This is a genomic window from Alteromonas sp. KS69 (genome assembly GCF_003989595.1).
GTDB classification, from domain to species: Bacteria; Pseudomonadota; Gammaproteobacteria; order Enterobacterales; family Alteromonadaceae; genus Alteromonas; species Alteromonas naphthalenivorans.
Map to the genome: position 1 here is coordinate 104443 of NZ_PYHU01000002.1, position 18086 is coordinate 122528.

An 18086-nucleotide genomic window follows, 5' to 3' on the forward strand; every position below is an offset into this window, starting at 1 on the left:
TGGTGTTTACACATCATCGGCTGCATTGATTACCAAGTTTGTGTCGCTTTAAATTGTGTTAAAGCGTCAGCTAACTTAGCGGCGATTTCGTCGTTGAAGTTACCAGTTTCGTTGATAGTCTTCATAAGGTCAGCGTTTTCGCTGTTCATGTAAGAATGAAGAGCAGCTTCAAAATCTAGGATTTTGTTAAGCTCAACGTCCTTAAGGAAACCTTTTTCAACCGCGAACAATGATACGCCCATATCTGCGATAGATAGTGGTGCATATTGTTTCTGTTTCATTAGCTCTGTTACGCGCTCACCGTGCTCAAGTTGCTCACGGGTTGCATCATCAAGGTCAGATGCGAACTGCGAGAATGCCGCCAATTCACGATACTGAGCAAGTGCAAGACGAATACCACCGCCCAACTTCTTGATAATTTTAGTTTGCGCAGCACCACCAACACGAGATACCGATACACCAGCGTTAACCGCTGGACGGATACCTGCGTTAAACAAGTCAGTTTCTAGGAAGATCTGACCATCTGTAATCGAGATTACGTTGGTAGGTACGAAAGCAGATACGTCACCAGCTTGCGTTTCGATAATTGGAAGCGCAGTTAATGAACCGGTTTTGCCTTTCACTTCACCGTTTGTATAACGCTCAACGTATTGTTCGTTTACACGAGCAGCACGTTCTAGCAAACGAGAGTGAAGATAGAAAACGTCACCAGGGTATGCTTCACGACCAGGAGGACGCTTAAGTAGCAATGAAATTTGACGGTAAGCAACAGCTTGCTTAGACAAATCATCATATACGATTAGCGCATCTTCACCGCGGTCACGGAAGTATTCACCCATAGTACAACCAGAGTATGGTGCAAGGTATTGCAATGCAGCAGACTCAGACGCAGAAGCAGCAACGATAATGGTGTGACCCAATGCGTCGTGCTCTTCAAGCTTACGTACCACGTTAGCGATAGTAGAAGCTTTCTGACCAACCGCTACGTACACACATTTAATGCCTGTACCTTTTTGGTTGATGATAGCGTCGATTGCCATTGCGGTTTTACCACACTGACGGTCGCCGATGATAAGTTCACGCTGACCACGACCCACTGGGATCATGGCATCAACTGACTTATAACCAGTTTGGATTGGCTGATCTACTGATTGACGCTCGATTACACCAGGTGCAATCTTTTCTACTGGCTCAAAGCCAGCTGCATCAATGGCGCCTTTACCGTCGATAGGCTCACCAAGTGTGTTTACAACACGACCTAGTAGGGCATTACCAACAGGTACTTCAAGAATACGGCCTGTAGATTGTACTTTTACGCCTTCCTGTAAGTCCGCATATGGACCCATTACAACCGCACCTACAGAGTCTCGCTCAAGGTTTAGTGCAATAGCGTAGCGGCTTCCAGGAAGCTCAATCATTTCACCTTGCATTACATCGGCAAGGCCATGAATGCGGATAATACCGTCAGTTACTGCGACGATAGTACCTTCATTGCGTGCTTCACTGCTTACATTGAACTGTTCAATTCTTTTCTTGATCAGTTCAGCAATTTCAGTGGAATTAAGTTGCATGCTCTTATCCCCGTTATGCTTGCAACGCGTCTGCTAGACGGTTCAATTTCGATTTTACGGAACCATCTATTACTGTATCGCCGGCTTTAATAACCATTCCAGCGATCAGGTCAGGATTCACGTTACAATTAAGCTTCACTTTACGTGCCAAACGTTTTTCCAACGATGCAACCAAATCGGTTTTCTGTGCATCGTTCAGCGCAGAGGCTGAAGTTACGTCTACTTCAATTTCTTTGTCGTAATCTGCTTTAAAGGCATCAAACACATTTGAAATTTCAGGCAACGCGGCTAAACGTTTATTTTCAGCCAGTACCTTTACAAGGTTCTGGCCATGATCATCGAGTTGCTCACCACAAACATTGATGAAAACGTCAGCTAGCGTATCTGCAGCTACTGCTCCAGATAACAACTGATGTATATCATCGTTTTGTGCTACTGCACCTGCAAAGGTCAGCATTTCTTGCCACTTCGCAATGGCATTCTTCTCGACGGCGAAATCGAAAGCTGCTTTAGCGTAAGGACGAGCAACGGTTGTCAATTCAGACATGGCTCATCTCCCTCTTAAAGCTCAGCGACAAGTTTTTCAACAATGTCGTTTTGTGCGTTAGCATCAATTTCACGTTGTAAGATTTGCTGTGCGCCAGCTACTGCTAATGCAGACACTTGCTTGCGCAAATCTTCTTTGGCACGATTGCGTTCAGCTTCAATTTCGGTGTAGCCAGAAGCAATAATCTTCTCGCGTTCTGCATGGCCCTTCTGCGTTTCTTCGTCAACCAATTGGTTGGCGCGCTTTTTGGCTTGCTCGATAATTTCGGCTGCTTGCGCTTTCGCATCTTTCATTTGCTCAGTGGCTTTCGCTTGAGCAAGTTCTAAGTCTTTCTCTGCCCGTTCAGAAGCTTCAAGCCCATCGGCTATTTTCTTCTGACGTTCTTCAATCGCTGCCATCAGCGGTGGCCACACATATTTCATGCAGAACACCACGAACACAGCGAAGGCGATTAATTGACCAATAAAAGTGGCGTTAAAATTCACAATCGCCCCTCCTCTAAAAGTTCGCTAAAAAAGTGTGTAGTAAAATTAGGCACCAACAGCGAACAATAGGTATAGAGCGATACCAACACCGATCATCGCGATAGCGTCAATAAGACCTGCTACGATGAACATCTTAACTTGAAGTTGAGGTGCTAGTTCAGGTTGGCGAGCAGCAGATTCTAGGAATTTACCACCCAGCAGACCGAAACCAATAGCGGTACCAAGGGCACCAAGACCGATCAGTAGTGCAACTGCGATGTATAACATGTACGTCTCCGATTTAAGTTAAATTTAAAGTTAATGTTAAAAGTAGAACTCGGTTATTAACCGCGCCGGTCAATCCAGGTATTACCAGCGCGGATCAATGCTTACTAGTGGTCTTCACACGCCAAGCTTAAATACACGATGGTTAGCATCATGAAAATAAACGCTTGTAGAGGGAGAACCAAAATATGGAATACAGCCCACATAAAATGTAAAGGTAACTGGAAGTAACCAATGGTGGCTATCAAGATAAAGATTAGCTCACTGGCGTATAAGTTACCGAATAAACGCAGTGCTAATGAAAGCGGGCGTGCAAGTAAGGTAACTGATTCCAGAATAAAGTTTACTGGGATGAATACAGGGTGACCGAATGGTTGCATAGTAAGTTCTTTTGCAAAACCGCTGATACCCTTCATTTTAATTGAATAGAAAAGAATTAGGATGAATACACCAGACGCTAATGCAAACGTCAGGTTAAGGTCAGTCGTAGGTACAGCCTTCATATAAACATCATGAGGGTCCATACCGAAGGCATGCTGACCTACAAGACCAGCAATCCAAGGAATAAGGTCAACAGGCACTAAATCCATCAGGTTCATCAATAAAACCCAAACAAAAATAGTTAGTGCAAGTGGTGCAATTAGTGCACTTCTTCCGTGGAAGGTACTTTTTACGTTGTCGTCAACGAACTCAATAACCACTTCTACAAACGCCTGCATTTTGCCAGGTACGCCCGTAGTGGCTTTTGAAGCTACGCTTCTAAAAACAACAAGAAATAGTATGCCAAGGCCAATTGACCAGGCTAGTGTGTCGACATGCCACGCCCAAAAACCTGCATCAGAGCATGCTTTGTTAAAAGCAATTCCGTTGTCGGTTGAGCACATGGTGGCATTGGTCAAGTGGTGCTTGATATATTCTGAGGTAGTGTATTCAGATGCCATTGTTTAACCTAAGTTGTAAAGTGTAAAAATTGGTGACTGGTTCCAGTACATATTCGTAAGCAAGTATTCAGTAGTTATTTATTAATCGTTATTGTTTGACTACTTCGTACCATAACGGAACATGGCCAGTGCGTGACTGGCGGTTGTAACGACATAAGCCACAAAAACTTCTAGCGGCGCGGCATTTAAGCCTGCAAATGTCACTACAAATAAAATGATTGTCAGTGCCAGTTTCAATTTTGAACCTTGGCTAAAACTTTGGGCAACAAGTTCGTTTTTACTTGCACCAGCATATTTAAATGCAAACCCCGAAAAAATCGCTGTTGGCAGTATGCTTATCACTGCGCCAGCGGCGGTTGATATTGCAGAATGTTGACCTGCGATAATACCCGCCAAAAGGGTTATTATTAGTGCCGTGACTAACTGAAACAGAATGCCTTTTTTGGCAATAAATACTCCATGTTCAGCTAACTTGTTTTTCACGTTGCCCTTCTGCTTGTTCATGTCTAACGAAAAGCGTCAGAAGTATACTGTTTTACCGACATTTTTCAACAGTACATCGCATTTTGAAAGCTATTCTGAAGATATTCTAAGGCTATAACCGGAAAGGAGGCTGTCCACAGCCCAAGTTTAAGGAATGAATGACCTCGTTATTCATACTTACCATCTTTCAGAATATAAACATAACCTACTGAATTTTAGTGATTATTCCGTCTAATTGTTGTAAGTCGTCGAAGCTAATGACTAATTTACCTTTCCCTTTTGCGTTATGGTCTATTGTTACCGGTGCCCCTAAATTTTCTGAAAGTCGGGTCATAAGGTTTTGCACATCTGGATCAATTTGCTTCTCTTGCTTCGGTTTTTCTGGTTCAAGTAGCTTTTTGACCAGCTTTTCTGTATCACGAACCGTTAAACCTTTACCCGAAACAACATTTGCCGCTTCTGATTGTTGCTCACCGTCAAGGGCGAGTAATGCGCGAGCATGACCCATTTCAATATCACCATGCTCAACTAGCAACTTAACGTCATCATTAAGATTGTTAAGTCGAAGCAAGTTGGTCACGGTTGTACGAGATTTACCCACAGCTTCAGCAACTTCTTGGTGGGTTAAGGAGAATTCATTCATTAGACGGTCTAATGCTTGCGCCTCTTCCATCGCGTTTAAATCTTCACGCTGAATATTCTCAATTAGCGCGATGGCAACCGCGGCCTCATCAGGTACATCTTTAACAAGACAAGGAACTTCATCAAGTTGCGCAAGTTGCGATGCACGCCAGCGACGTTCACCCGCAATAATTTCGTACTTATTGTCGTCTACTTTGCGAACAACGATGGGTTGAATAATACCTTGGGCACGAATAGAGGAAGCAAGGTCTTCAAGGGCATCAGGTGACATGTCTTTGCGAGGCTGATATTTGCCAGGCACAAGAAATTCTATAGGTAATTTACTAAGTTCGCTTTGTGTAGCTTCTGTCGCCGCAGCATCTGTTTCTCTTTGCGACGTCGATTGACTGGTTGCTAATAGCGCATCCAAACCGCGACCTAGCCCTCTTTTTCTTGCTGACATATTTCCCTCAATGGCCTATTTGCTGATATGCATTACGCTTTATTATAATTTAACTGGCTTTCGCCTGACTTGGCGCAGATTTATCACGACGACGAAGAATTTCACCCGCCAATGCTAAATATGCTTTAGCCCCTGTAGAAGACTTATCGTAGTACATCGCCGGTGTACCGAAACTTGGCGCTTCAGCTAGGCGCACGTTGCGCGGAATGACAGTACGATATACTTGCTCACCAAAGTGACGTTTAAGCTGTTCGGAAACATCGTTGGCAAGGCGATTACGAGGGTCGTACATAGTACGCAATACCCCTTCAATCTTCAATTCAGGATTTACCACTGATGCGAGTTTTTGAATGGTATCCATTAACGCCGTTAACCCTTCGAGTGCGTAATATTCACATTGCATCGGCACCATGACTGAATCAGCAGCAGCTAATGCATTCACCGTAAGTTGGTTTAGTGAAGGAGGGCAGTCAATAAAGATAAAATCGTAATAATCGAGAACAGGTTTTAACGCATTTCTAAGGCGCACTTCACGGGCAAACATTTCCATCAACTTAATTTCAGCTGCCGTCACGTCACCGTTCGCAGCCACTAAATCAAATTTACCCGCTGTATTTTTTACAATAACGTCGTTGATAGGTTGTTCTTCGATAAGCAATTCAAACGCGGTAGCGTGAACATCGTATTTGTCGACGCCGCTTCCCATGGTTGCGTTACCTTGTGGATCAAGATCAATCAGTAGCACTTTACGTTTTGTTGCAGCCATTGATGCTGCAACATTCACTGCAGTAGTGGTTTTACCCACACCACCTTTTTGATTCGCGATCGCGATTACCTTTGCCACAATAAGTCCTGTTATGCCTTTTTAATCCAAACGAGGTGTCGTTCGCCCACCAGATTAGGAACAGTGAGACTTTCCGTTTTGATCACCTGATAGTGATCACTCACTTCTTTTAATTCGTCTTCTGGAAACTGCCCTTTAAGTGCAAGGAACTGCCCGTCTGAATTTACCAGATGTTGGCACCAGTGCAACATATCTTTTAACGAAGCGAACGCTCGGCTAAGTACTATATCATACGGTTGCGCTGGGGTATGTGCTTCAACACGACTTTGAACAGGCGTAACGTTAGATAATTTAAGGGTATGGACACATTGGGTCATAAACCGAACACGCTTACCTAAACTATCTAGCAAGGTAAATGCTGTGTCAGGAAACGCTATCGCAAGGGGCATACCTGGCAAACCAGGGCCAGTGCCGACATCAATGATATGTTTGGCTTCATGTTTAGCTAAATACGGATATATCGCTAATGAGTCCAAAATATGTTTTACCATCATTTGTTTCGGATCGCGCACCGATGTCAGGTTGTAGGCTTTGTTCCATTTATCAATCAATAATACAAAGCCCACTAGCTTTGCTTGCTGATCATCGCTTAATTGAAGTGATTGTGCCGCAAGGCCCGAGGCCAGTATTTCGTGTAACTCTTGCTCTAAACTCATAAATTGAAATCTGCTTAAGCGCTTAATTTATCGTGTTTTCTTAACATGCCGTGCTTTTTCAAATACACCAAAAGCAAGGAAATAGCGGCCGGTGTAATTCCGGAGATGCGCGACGCTTTACCTATGGTTTCAGGTCTCGCTTCTGTGAGTTTAGCTACCACTTCGTTTGATAAACCTGAGATCTTAGTAAAATCGAGATCAACCGGTAACAGTGAATTTTCGTGATGCTGTGTTTTCGCTATTTCGTCCATTTGACGGGCAATATAACCAGCGTATTTAATTTGGATCTCAACTTGTTCTGCTGCAATGGGATCGGTTAAACCAGGCCCAATACTTTCAATCTCCATCAATTGACGATAGGTCATTTCAGGTCGACGTATCAGTTCTTCTAGCGAATGCTCTTTGCTTACTGGCGTTTTAAGCAGGGTGTTAAGTGCTGGCGTAGCACCATGATCTTTATGTACCCATTGACCGCGCAAGCGTTGCAATTCACCTTCAACCGCTTCCATTTTAGTATTGAACGCTGCCCAACGTGCGTCGTCTACCAAGCCTATCTCACGACCTAACGCGGTTAAGCGACTATCGGCGTTGTCTTCACGAAGGAGTAATCGATACTCTGCACGGCTGGTAAACATACGATAGGGTTCTTTCGTTCCCATAGTAGCCAGATCGTCAATCAATACACCCATGTAAGCTTGATCGCGACGTAAAATAAGCGGATCTTTTTCTTGTGCTTGCAGCGATGCATTAGCACCAGCAATAAGGCCTTGCGCACCTGCTTCTTCGTACCCGGTTGTGCCATTAATTTGGCCAGCAAAAAACAAACCTTTGATAAATTTATTTTCTAAAGTTTGTTTCAAATCTCTAGGATCAAAGAAATCATATTCAATCGCATAGCCTGGACGAACAATATGCGCGTTCTCAAAGCCTTTGATTGAACGTACAAGATTCATTTGAATATCAAAAGGCAAGCTTGTTGAAATACCATTTGGGTAAACCTCAATGCTATTTAACCCTTCTGGCTCTACAAAAATTTGATGCGAATCTTTGTCTGCAAAACGGGTGATCTTATCTTCAATGCTTGGGCAGTAACGAGGGCCAATACCTTCAATTACGCCAGTGAACATAGGAGAGCGATCAAGTCCGCCTCGAATAATATCGTGTGTTTTTTCGTTAGTGTGCGTGATGTAACACGGGATCTGTTGTGGATGCATTTCACGGTTGCCCATGAATGAAAATACAGGCGTTGGATTATCACCAGGTTGTGCCTGCATCACACTAAAATCTAACGAACGGGCATCTAATCGTGCAGGTGTACCGGTTTTTAAGCGGTCTACACGAAACGGTAAGGCACGTAAACGATCTGCGAGGGCTATCGAAGGGGGATCGCCTGCGCGTCCACCACGATAGTTCTCAAGGCCTATGTGAATCGTGCCGCCTAAGAAGGTTCCTACTGTGAGTACCACGGTTTTGGCTTTAAATTTTAGCCCCATTTGGGTAACCACACCAGTCACCTGATCGTTTTCAACGACAAGATCGTCAACGCTTTGTTGAAACAACGTGAGGTTTTCTTGGCTTTCTACGATTTTACGAATGGCTTGGCGGTAAAGGGTTCTGTCAGCCTGAGCACGCGTTGCTCGTACAGCTGGTCCTTTGCTTGAATTTAGCGTTCTAAACTGAATACCACCTTGATCGGCAGCCAAACCCATTGCACCACCAAGTGCGTCAATTTCTTTTACCAAATGACCTTTGCCGATCCCACCGATTGCTGGGTTACAAGACATCTGTCCAATGGTTTCAATGTTATGAGTTAACAGTAAGGTGTTTGATCCCATGCGAGCAGCAGCTAGCGCAGCCTCTGTTCCAGCATGACCACCACCGACTACGATGACATCAAATGCTTGGGTGTAATACATATCGAACCTCACTATTAACGTAAATGGAGTAACTTTTTTCTTTTCTGTACAAGTCGAAAAAAGGGCGCGTATTTTAGCTGACTTATTGCATAAAGAAAACGGTTAAATTTTCTTCAATGCTGTTGCTCATTTCTTTTCGACTTGGCTTTATTGATCTTAAGATCTTATATAGATCTGTTTATTTTTATTATTATTAGGATCAGCAAGATCTGTTAGTAACCCTTTAAAGCAGTTTCAGATCATGAAGTTACACGATCTAAAAGGTTGTGTAATACAGATCGATAACCCCCTCATAATCTTGTGTATAAACCCCTTAGTTATCCACATGGGCAATTGTGAATAAAGTTACTCATTCTTCAGTAAGAGCTTATACACAGTGGTTTGTAGGATCCTATCCACAGCACTGATCAAGATGTGATCGCATTGGGGATAAAATGTTGGTTAATACTACTGTTAGATCGTTAACTAAGCATAGAATATGGCTTTCAGAGCGATCTAACTGTGGATGAGATCTTTCCACAATTTTTGAGTGGATCATATGATCACTGATTATCTTTTATTTTGTGATCAGGAAAATAATTGAAAATTTATGGAGGAAACAGAAAAAATTAGTGCCACAAGGGAGTAATGATCATTATTAATGACACCCTTTTAGAGAATTACGAGGGGGATTTTAATGATCTTTTAACGCTTACTGCCTGTGGCTTTTGGTTTAGCGTACCTGATTAGGTTGATATCTTGGTGTGATATTCTGTGCTTCGGCTTCATCTTGGGTTAAACCTTCACGTCTACTTGGCCCTTGAAAGCGTACTTTGTAAGTATCGTATTCTTTGACTGACTCAAAGCAATATCGCCCCATAGCGTGCTCTAGCTCGCCTAAACTGTGGTTAGTGATCAAGATACAGTTCTTTTTATTCACCAATCGTTGCCGCAATAAGTTGCCTAACCAGCTTTGGGTATTCTTTTTAAGTACAGTTTCATTCACACACACTTCATCAAGAATGAGCAAATCGACTTCAAGTAGTTCCTGGTTTGCTTCTCTAAATTTCTGGCCTATGTTGTCTGTGGCACTAAAATCGTAAGAGGAATAACGCATTTCCAATAGGGTTGAAAGCTGCCTATATAATACGGAGATCTCATATTGTTCTATGAGTTGATGGGCGATCGCACCTGCAATATGAGACTTACCTCGGCCATAATCGCCGTAGAATAACATCATATGTGAGCCGCTTTGGCGCCACGCTGGATCATCGTGAGCGGCAATGAACGATTGAGCAATAGATACGGCTTCAATAACATCGTCACTGTCTTCAATTAAATTTGCGAATGTCCATTTGGGATTTAGATCAGAACGCCCATGAATGGCTTCTACGCGCGCTTTTTTAGAGCGCTGTTGTAGTTGACCAATCTCTTGGTTTGCTTGGTTCTCATATTGCTTTCTAAGCGTTGCGTAATCGATATATTCATCATTAGGCTCTGAAGGCTTGTTAAGTGCCTTTGCAAGATTTGCAATTTTATCTGTAATTCGATCCATAGCATCAATTCTTCTTTGTGGACGTGGCGTATTTTTCCACCAGCTTTCTTGCATTATCATCTGCTTCGATACCAGCTGCAACTTTCACTTGCTGATTTCCTACTTTTCTTACAGGAGAATAACCTGCAGCAAGGCGCTTATGTTTAATATTATGAGCGAATTTTTGTGTCCACTGGAATTCACTAAGTATCGTTCCAGGCCTACCAAGCCAGTATGAAATGAATTCGCCTACCTCATTATCATCATACTCAGTATCAATGATACCGAGAAGAGACGCCATTTCTAGGAACAGGTCCTTGTTTGGTTTCCAAGCCGCTGATATAGCAAAGTGAGATTTATGCAGGGCATCAAAAATCGATTGTGCATTATTTATTAAGGGCAGAAGTAGGGCTTTGCCGTTAATAGAATGCTCTAAATCTAACGCTTCTGGAAAAACCACCAGCCCAACGAGTTCAAGTTGTTTCAACAGGCTATTGATTTGCCGGCCACGTTGATAGGGGAGGTCTTTTTGTTCGCCGTTTAATAGCGACAGTAAGAACTTATAATCGATAGGCGCAGTTGCCGTTGAAGCCGTATTGGCTGTTGGGCGTAAGCCAAGCAAGTAAAGTACGCGGCAATCGTTAGATAAGGGCGATTGCAGTACCGCGAGTTCAGCTTGCGTTAGCGTTGTGCTCATGCAGTTTCCAGCGTGCTTTCAAAGCGGGCTACCGCTTCATCTTCTGGAATAGGGTGTTCTAACACATCAATGTGTATGGGCGTGGCAAGAAGGGTAGCGCCGGTATTTTTCATTGTGGTTTCTATCTCTTTTGCGCCATGGCAGAAGGTATCGTAACTAGTGTCACCTAAACCAATCACATAGAAATTCACACCCTTCAAATCAGCATCTTTTAATGATTTCGCAAAAGGTTGGATATTATCAGGTAGTTCACCAGCACCATGGGTTGATGTACACAGTATCCATGTTGAATCTTTATTAATATCGTTAAGGGTTGGTTCAAGATGAATAGTGAAAGTATTGCCCTGCTGTTCAAGCATTTTCGCAATAGCTTCGGCTACATATTCTGAAGCGCCAAGCATGGTACCCACAATTATTTCGTAGTGCGTTGTCATCAATTATTTACCAATACAGAAAGATGAAAATATCTTACCAAGTAAGTCGTCTGAGGTGAATTCACCAGTGATTTCACATAATGACTGATGGGCTAATCGAAGTTCTTCTGCAAGTAATTCACCGGCCATAGCATCGTGAAGTTGTTGTTCGCCTATCACTACATATTCGTAGGCTTTTTCCAACGCATCTAGGTGACGTCTACGGGCGATGAATTGCCCTTCAGTGGTAGTGTCGAAACCCATGGTTTTGGCTAAATGATCCCGTAGGGTATCGATACCGTCGCTTTGTTTTGCTGAAATATTAATAACGGGCATGTCGCCATGTTCCGTTTTCACTTGATTCAGGCCTACTTGTAAGTCGCTTAGATCCGCTTTGTTTTTGATTACCGTGGTAGGAATACCCTCTGGTAAGCGCGCCATAAATTCAGGCCAAATTTTATAGGGATCTGCTATGTCGGTAGTGGTTGAATCGGTAACAAACAGTACGTGATCGGCTTCGCTAATGGCTTGCCAGGCTCGCTCAATACCAATTTTTTCTACTTTGTCAGGGCTATCACGAAGACCAGCTGTATCAATGATATGTACCGGCATACCGTTAATGTGGATATGCTCTTTTAATACATCACGGGTAGTGCCTGCAATTTCTGTGACTATGGCGCTATCTCGGCCAGCCAAGGCATTAAGTAAACTTGATTTACCCGCATTAGGGCGCCCGGCAATAACCACCTGCATACCTTCTCTAAGCAGGCTTCCCTGCTTGGCTTGCTCTCTAACCACTTGAAGATGCGCAAGTATGGCGGCTAAGTCACCAGACACTTTGCCATCAGATAAGAAATCAATTTCTTCTTCAGGAAAGTCGATAGCGGCTTCAACGTACATACGCAAATGAACGATTTGATCGGATAAGGTTTGTATTTGGGTTGAAAACTCGCCCTGTAACGAACGTAGCGCGCTTCTTGCCGCTTGTTTAGAGCTGGCATCTATTAAATCGGCAATCGCCTCAGCTTGCGCTAAATCGAGCTTGTCGTTAATAAAGGCTTGTTCACTGAACTCACCTGGGTTGGCTAATCGCGCCTTACCAGTGGATAACACTGCGTCAATAAGCATATCCATCACAACCTGGCCGCCATGACCTTGTAGTTCTAATACATCTTCGCCCGTAAATGAATTAGGCCCTTTGAAGAATAGCGCGATACCTTGGTCGATAACGTTTTGTTGACTATCGATAAACGGGGTATAGGTCGCCAATCTTGGCGTTAGCGCTGTGGGAACTAATACCTCAGCGATAGCCTTTGCGTATGGACCTGAAACCCGCACTATTCCAACACCACCGCGCCCAGGGGCAGTAGCTTGAGCGGTAATGGTATCGGTTGTGATGATATGTGAATCCATATTTTAGTCGCGAAAGTTCTTAAATTGAAAAGGCTGACCTAAATCTGATGATTTAACCAAGGCCATGGCTTGTTGTAAATCGTCACGCTTTTTACCGGTTACTCGCAATTCTTCACCTTGAATAGCCGTTTGTACTTTAATTTTCGCGTCTTTAATAATTTTTACGATTTTCTTAGCAATAGGCTGTTCTATGCCTTCTTTAAAAGCAATCGTTTGGCGATAAGTTTTGCCGTTAGCATCAAAGGGCTTCATATCAATAAACGAAGTATCTAGGTTTCGTTTAGAACAAGCGGTTCTAAACATACTTTCCATTTGCTGCAACTGGAATTCAGCTTCCGCTTTCATTACCACGGTTTTCTCTTTGTATTCAAAGCTCGCTTCAATACCGCGAAAGTCGAAACGTGTGGCAAGTTCTCGGTGTGCATTTTCAGTGGCGTTACGCACTTCTTCCATATTGATTTCAGACACAATATCAAATGATGGCATAGTTAATTTATCCTCGTAGACAAAACAGCCCGCAATTGGCGGGCTGTTTATTATAAAAGAAATAGACGTTGCTATTTAATTCCCCGCTTCTCCATAGAAGCATATATCATTTTGGCTTGTACTAACGTAATGATGTTACTTACTAACCAGTATAATACTAGACCTGCTGGGAACCATAAGAAGAACACACTCATTGCCACAGGCATGAACTGCATTATCTTCTGCTGCATAGGGTCAGTAATTGTTGTCGGTTGTAGTTTCTGCAACAAGTACATACTTGCGCCCGTTAATATAGGCAATACAAAGTACGGGTCTTTCACTGATAAGTCAGTGATCCACAAGGCGAAGTCTGCATGGCGTAATTCAACACTTTCCATTAACACCCAATAGAGTGCTAGGAATATTGGCATTTGAAGTACGAGCGGTAAACAACCACCCATTGGGTTAACTTTTTCTTTCTTGTAAAGCTCCATCATCGACTGAGACATTTTTTGTCTGTCATCGCCAAAACGGTCTTTAAGTTGTTGCATTTTAGGCGCTAAGTTACGCATGCGAGCCATAGACTCGTATTGCTTCTTAGTCAGCCAGTACATAGCACCTTTCACTACGATAGTAATTAAGATGATGGCCACACCCCAGTTATTCACTAAGCTGTGAAGGAACGTAAGCAAAGAAAACAGTGATTGCGATATCCACCATAGAATGCCGTAATCGACGGTTAAATCTAATCCGCGGGCGATCTCTTTTAACTTGTCTTGATCTTTTGGACCCATATAAAGGGTGCTAGACAACGTTTTTGCTTCGCCGGTATTAACCACTGCCGCAGGCATCAATACACCGATAACCGCGTATTGATTTGAAATATTGCGCGAGTAAATGGTGTTAACTTGATCTTGTGGTGGTACCCAAGCTGATACAAAGTAATGCTCGAGCATACCAGCCCAACCTGCCTTGGTGGTTTCACGCAACTTGTCATCTGCAATATCATCAAACGTGTATTTTTGATAACGGTCTTCTTCGGTTGAATACGCTGCGCCGCGATAGGTAGGCATAAACATGTTGCCGTCGTCTTCCGCGTCAATAACTTGCTTAAGCTGTGCGTATTGCTGCACATTAGCCGCAGCACCTGAGTTATTCTGAACCGTGTAATTTACCGCAACGTTGTAATGGTCTTTTTTGAAGATGAACGTCTTAGTAACAGTAAGTCCTTGGTCGTTTTTCCATACCAAAGGTACTTCTAGCGTATCACCGGTCATCTCGTAGAAATTGCTGTCGGTACGATAAACAGGGCGACCACTGCTGCTAGCATCAGGTCCGTTAGCACCAATAAGACCACTTTGCGCTACATATAGGTTATTACCTGAACGTAATAAGCTATAAGGTTCTTCAGAGCCTTGGGTAACTGGAAACTTCAATAAGTCGGCGGTAATAACGTCGCCACCCAATAAGTCGATGCGAAGGTCTAGGCCATCAGTTTTAACTTCGATAATGCGGTTAGCATTTGATGCGCTAGCCATTGGTTTAGCTGCAGGTACGCTATCACCGGTAGGCACATCTTCAGATTGTGCATCATCAAATGATGGCACACCTTGTGATACCTGTTCGGCTTGCTCTGTTTGTACTTGCTGTACAGGTTGAGGTCCGTATTCTTTTTGCCATTGTTGCCAAAGCAAAAAGCTGACCAGCGCCAGGCCAATTATCAGAAAACTACGTTGCGATTCCATATAGGTCTCTTTATTTTGAGTGTTTATCTTGTTGTTTTTCCGGTACTGGGTCGTAACCACCGGCATGCAAAGGATGGCATCTTAATATGCGTTTGATTGATAGCCAACCGCCTTTTACTAATCCATGTGTTTTTAATGCTTCAATAGCATACCAAGAACATGATGGATGAAAACGACAGCGTTGTCCTAAAATAGGAGATATAAACCATTGATACAGTTTTATGAGTATCAGTGGTATCGCGATTAAGACGCGTTGCAACGTTTGGCTAATTTTTTCCATAGCTTATCCATCGTTGCGAAAATCTCTTGATTGCTAAGTTTATCAGCACCAGATTTACCAATTACGATAATATCCACATTTGGGAGATCATGTTGTTTATGGCGAAAACTTTCACGAATTAGACGTTTTAAACGATTACGGTCGTGAGCTTTACGAATGCGCTTTTTGGCAAGTGTAATGCCTAAACGTGGAGATGGTAGAGTATTGGTTCTTGCAAGGATGGTAAACGAGGGAGATACAGCTGGAATTGCATTATCAAACACATAGGTAAAGTGGGTGGGAGTTAACAGACGTAACTCCCGTGAAAAATGATTTTCGCCCACTTTAGGTGCTTTCTACTTAAGCTTAAGCAGAAAGACGAGCGCGGCCTTTTGCACGGCGAGCTGCTAGTATTTTACGACCATTTTTAGTCGCCATACGTGCACGAAAACCGTGAGAACGCTTACGCTTCAAATTGCTCGGTTGAAATGTTCTTTTCATGACCAAAGTCTCACTTATATTTAATTAAACATAGGCGTTTTTGGTAAACACTTTATTCTGTTGCCAGAGTAAGTTGTGCTTATCACCAGAAAAGCCCATCGAAAAAGGACGCTGAATTCTAGAGATCTCGGGGGCTACTGTCAATCAATAATCCATTATTTTGGTAGAAATTGTGAACAAAGTTTGCTGATAAGGCTTAAAAGCCAATCAGTCGCGATAATTTTAACTGTGAATAAGCTGGTCATAATCACTATTTTATCCACAGATTTTTAGATTTCATGCCGCTAAGTGCGGCTTTTAGGCTGAGATCTCCTTTAAAAGAGGGTATTCTAATTCTTATTTTAGCTAAATTAAGCACATTTTCGAATAAGAAGTCTTTCCATATTTATCATATAGTTACGAGCTTGATCCTAAAGATCGCCAAAGATCGTCATTTACTTTTTGTTGATAAAGTAAGATAATCCACAGCTATTAAAACGATAAAACAAATTCTCGCTGCTACCCAACATTATACATCCGCCTGATTCTTCTTCTTGGCGCGCATTTCGGTGCCTGTTTCTTTGTATTGGTTGTTATTTGCGAGTTACCGGAGCTAAGTAACTTACATGTCTTTATGGAATCAATGTCTTGAACGTTTGCGTCAAGAATTACCCACGCAACAATTTAGTATGTGGATCAGACCTTTGGTTCCTCAAGAGGAAGAAGGTGTTGTGGCTTTATTTGCCCCTAACCGTTTTATTCTTGATTGGGTAAGAGATAAGTATCTTGATAACATTACCGGGTTACTGCGGGAATTTGCAGGTCCAAACGCACCTCAGTTACGTCTTGATGTTATGAGCAGGGAAAGCTTGAGCCGCAGTAGAGCTGCTGCTTCACCTGCGCCGCAGCAAGCTCAAAATCAGGGGCACAACGAAAACCAAGGCCAAGCTGTCAGTCAGTCGTATAATCAAGCACCTAGTCAGTCATTTAGCCAAAGTTCAGGTCAATCGTCTAACCCATATTCAGGGCGATCGTCAGGAAATATGACTGGGCAAGCGGGAACCGATCAGCAATCTATTGATAATAACAACAATACTGCGCCATCATCACCTGTACAGGCGAGTGCGCGATCTGCTATGCCTCAAACGGGCTACAGTCAGCAAAGCCACTCTGCGTCTAATCATGATAATAGGCAGTATGATCAACGAAGTGCTGGATCTAACACCATGCGATCTGCGCCTCAGCAGCCTAAAGTGATCCCGATCCCAGAAGCGGCTAAGCATAAAAGCAATATCAACCCGACTTATCAGTTCGATAACTTCGTAGAAGGTAAATCTAACCAATTGGCTCGTGCCGCGGCTACTCAAGTAGCGAATAACCCGGGCAGTTCTTATAATCCGTTATTTATTTATGGCGGAACTGGTTTAGGTAAAACCCACTTATTGCATGCAGTAGGTAATGGCATTGTCGCGAATAACGAAAATGCCAAAATTGTGTATATGCACTCTGAGCGCTTTGTTCAGGATATGGTTAAGGCACTACAAAATAATGCGATAGAAGACTTTAAACGCTTCTACCGTTCAGTGGATGCGTTATTAATTGATGACATTCAATTCTTTGCTAATAAAGAACGTTCTCAAGAGGAATTCTTTCATACCTTTAATGCGTTACTTGAAGGTAATCAGCAAATCATACTCACGTCTGATAGGTATCCAAAAGAAATTGATGGGGTAGAGGACCGTCTTAAGTCTCGTTTCGGTTGGGGCTTAACCATCGCTATAGAACCCCCTGAATTAGAAACTCGAGTTGCCATTTTAATGCGTAAAGCTGCCGAGAACCGTATTCACTTGCCTAATGAAGTTGCTTTCTTTATTGCTAAGCGATTGCGTTCGAATGTTCGTGAGTTAGAAGGGGCATTGAATCGAGTTATTGCTAACGCTAACTTCACTGGTCGTCCGATAACCATCGATTTTGTACGTGAAGCCCTAAGAGATTTATTAGCGCTTCAAGAAAAATTAGTTACGGTTGATAATATTCAGAAAACTGTGGCAGATTATTATAAGATTAAAGTTGCTGACATTTTATCTAAGCGAAGAAGTCGAAGTGTTGCAAGGCCCAGACAAGTGGCGATGGCATTAGCGAAAGAGCTAACCAATCACAGTTTGCCTGAGTTAGGAAATGCCTTTGGTGGTCGAGACCATACAACGGTACTTCATGCCTGCAGAAAAATAACGCAGCTTAGAGAAGAAAGTCATGATATAAAAGAAGACTATAAGAACCTCATTCGGACTTTGTCTTCCTAAAAAATGA

20 protein-coding genes are annotated in these 18086 nt (G+C 42.9%); 1 reads left to right on the forward strand and 19 read right to left on the reverse strand.

Annotated features, from left to right (window positions below; genetic code table 11):
- Window positions 1-29: 29 nt before the first annotated feature.
- From atpA to rpmH, 19 genes are all read right to left on the reverse strand, one after another.
- A complete protein-coding gene (gene atpA / locus C7Y69_RS01215) occupies window positions 30-1571 on the reverse strand; it encodes a F0F1 ATP synthase subunit alpha (RefSeq protein WP_013786812.1) in 1542 nt (513 codons plus the stop codon).
- A 13-nt stretch (window positions 1572-1584) separates the two neighbouring features.
- Window positions 1585-2118, reverse strand: a complete 534-nt coding sequence (gene atpH / locus C7Y69_RS01220) for a F0F1 ATP synthase subunit delta (RefSeq protein ID WP_013786813.1) — start codon at window positions 2116-2118, stop codon at window positions 1585-1587.
- A 14-nt stretch (window positions 2119-2132) separates the two neighbouring features.
- Entirely contained in the window at window positions 2133-2603 is a 471-nt protein-coding gene (gene atpF, locus C7Y69_RS01225) for a F0F1 ATP synthase subunit B (protein ID WP_013786814.1), read from the reverse strand.
- A 45-nt stretch (window positions 2604-2648) separates the two neighbouring features.
- Entirely contained in the window at window positions 2649-2870 is a 222-nt protein-coding gene (atpE, locus tag C7Y69_RS01230) for a F0F1 ATP synthase subunit C (protein ID WP_012520222.1), read from the reverse strand.
- Between the two features lie 104 nt (window positions 2871-2974).
- Complete coding sequence (atpB, locus tag C7Y69_RS01235; RefSeq protein ID WP_126871541.1) at window positions 2975-3808, reverse strand: F0F1 ATP synthase subunit A; 834 nt, start codon at window positions 3806-3808, stop codon at window positions 2975-2977.
- A 99-nt stretch (window positions 3809-3907) separates the two neighbouring features.
- A complete protein-coding gene (locus C7Y69_RS01240; protein ID WP_013786816.1) occupies window positions 3908-4291 on the reverse strand; it encodes an ATP synthase subunit I in 384 nt (127 codons plus the stop codon).
- Between the two features lie 205 nt (window positions 4292-4496).
- Entirely contained in the window at window positions 4497-5375 is an 879-nt protein-coding gene (locus C7Y69_RS01245; protein WP_013786817.1) for a ParB/RepB/Spo0J family partition protein, read from the reverse strand.
- A 49-nt stretch (window positions 5376-5424) separates the two neighbouring features.
- The gene (locus C7Y69_RS01250) at window positions 5425-6219 is read right to left on the reverse strand and encodes a ParA family protein (RefSeq protein ID WP_013786818.1); all 795 of its coding nucleotides are present in this window, start codon (window positions 6217-6219) and stop codon (window positions 5425-5427) included.
- 11 nt (window positions 6220-6230) lie between these two features.
- A complete protein-coding gene (gene rsmG, locus C7Y69_RS01255; RefSeq protein ID WP_013786819.1) occupies window positions 6231-6875 on the reverse strand; it encodes a 16S rRNA (guanine(527)-N(7))-methyltransferase RsmG in 645 nt (214 codons plus the stop codon).
- 14 nt (window positions 6876-6889) lie between these two features.
- Window positions 6890-8791, reverse strand: a complete 1902-nt coding sequence (mnmG, locus tag C7Y69_RS01260; protein ID WP_126871542.1) for a tRNA uridine-5-carboxymethylaminomethyl(34) synthesis enzyme MnmG — start codon at window positions 8789-8791, stop codon at window positions 6890-6892.
- Window positions 8792-9503: 712 nt separating this feature from the next.
- Window positions 9504-10325: an ATP-binding protein gene (locus C7Y69_RS01265; protein WP_013786821.1), complete on the reverse strand. Its 822-nt coding sequence runs from the start codon at window positions 10323-10325 to the stop codon at window positions 9504-9506.
- A gap of 4 nt (window positions 10326-10329) precedes the next feature.
- A complete protein-coding gene (locus C7Y69_RS01270; RefSeq protein WP_126871543.1) occupies window positions 10330-11001 on the reverse strand; it encodes a DnaT-like ssDNA-binding domain-containing protein in 672 nt (223 codons plus the stop codon).
- Entirely contained in the window at window positions 10998-11435 is a 438-nt protein-coding gene (gene mioC, locus C7Y69_RS01275; RefSeq protein ID WP_126871544.1) for an FMN-binding protein MioC, read from the reverse strand. Before mioC ends, C7Y69_RS01270 begins: the two co-directional genes overlap by 4 nt.
- 3 nt (window positions 11436-11438) lie before the next feature.
- Entirely contained in the window at window positions 11439-12827 is a 1389-nt protein-coding gene (mnmE, locus tag C7Y69_RS01280; protein ID WP_126871545.1) for a tRNA uridine-5-carboxymethylaminomethyl(34) synthesis GTPase MnmE, read from the reverse strand.
- Window positions 12828-12830: 3 nt separating this feature from the next.
- Window positions 12831-13313, reverse strand: a complete 483-nt coding sequence (locus tag C7Y69_RS01285) for a YajQ family cyclic di-GMP-binding protein (protein ID WP_057795044.1) — start codon at window positions 13311-13313, stop codon at window positions 12831-12833.
- Between the two features lie 71 nt (window positions 13314-13384).
- Complete coding sequence (yidC, locus tag C7Y69_RS01290) at window positions 13385-15037, reverse strand: membrane protein insertase YidC (RefSeq protein WP_013786826.1); 1653 nt, start codon at window positions 15035-15037, stop codon at window positions 13385-13387.
- Between the two features lie 10 nt (window positions 15038-15047).
- The gene (yidD, locus tag C7Y69_RS01295) at window positions 15048-15296 is read right to left on the reverse strand and encodes a membrane protein insertion efficiency factor YidD (RefSeq protein WP_013786827.1); all 249 of its coding nucleotides are present in this window, start codon (window positions 15294-15296) and stop codon (window positions 15048-15050) included.
- On the reverse strand, window positions 15281-15640 hold the full coding sequence (gene rnpA / locus C7Y69_RS01300) for a ribonuclease P protein component (protein WP_013786828.1): 360 nt from the start codon (window positions 15638-15640) through the stop codon (window positions 15281-15283). Before rnpA ends, yidD begins: the two co-directional genes overlap by 16 nt.
- A gap of 22 nt (window positions 15641-15662) precedes the next feature.
- Window positions 15663-15797 (reverse strand): 50S ribosomal protein L34, encoded by a 135-nt coding sequence (rpmH, locus tag C7Y69_RS01305; RefSeq protein WP_049791785.1) that lies wholly within the window; start codon window positions 15795-15797, stop codon window positions 15663-15665.
- Window positions 15798-16402: 605 nt separating this feature from the next.
- On the opposite strand from rpmH, the gene dnaA reads away from it, so the two are divergent.
- A complete protein-coding gene (gene dnaA / locus C7Y69_RS01310) occupies window positions 16403-18079 on the forward strand; it encodes a chromosomal replication initiator protein DnaA (protein ID WP_126871546.1) in 1677 nt (558 codons plus the stop codon).
- The last annotated feature ends 7 nt before the right edge of the window (window positions 18080-18086 follow it).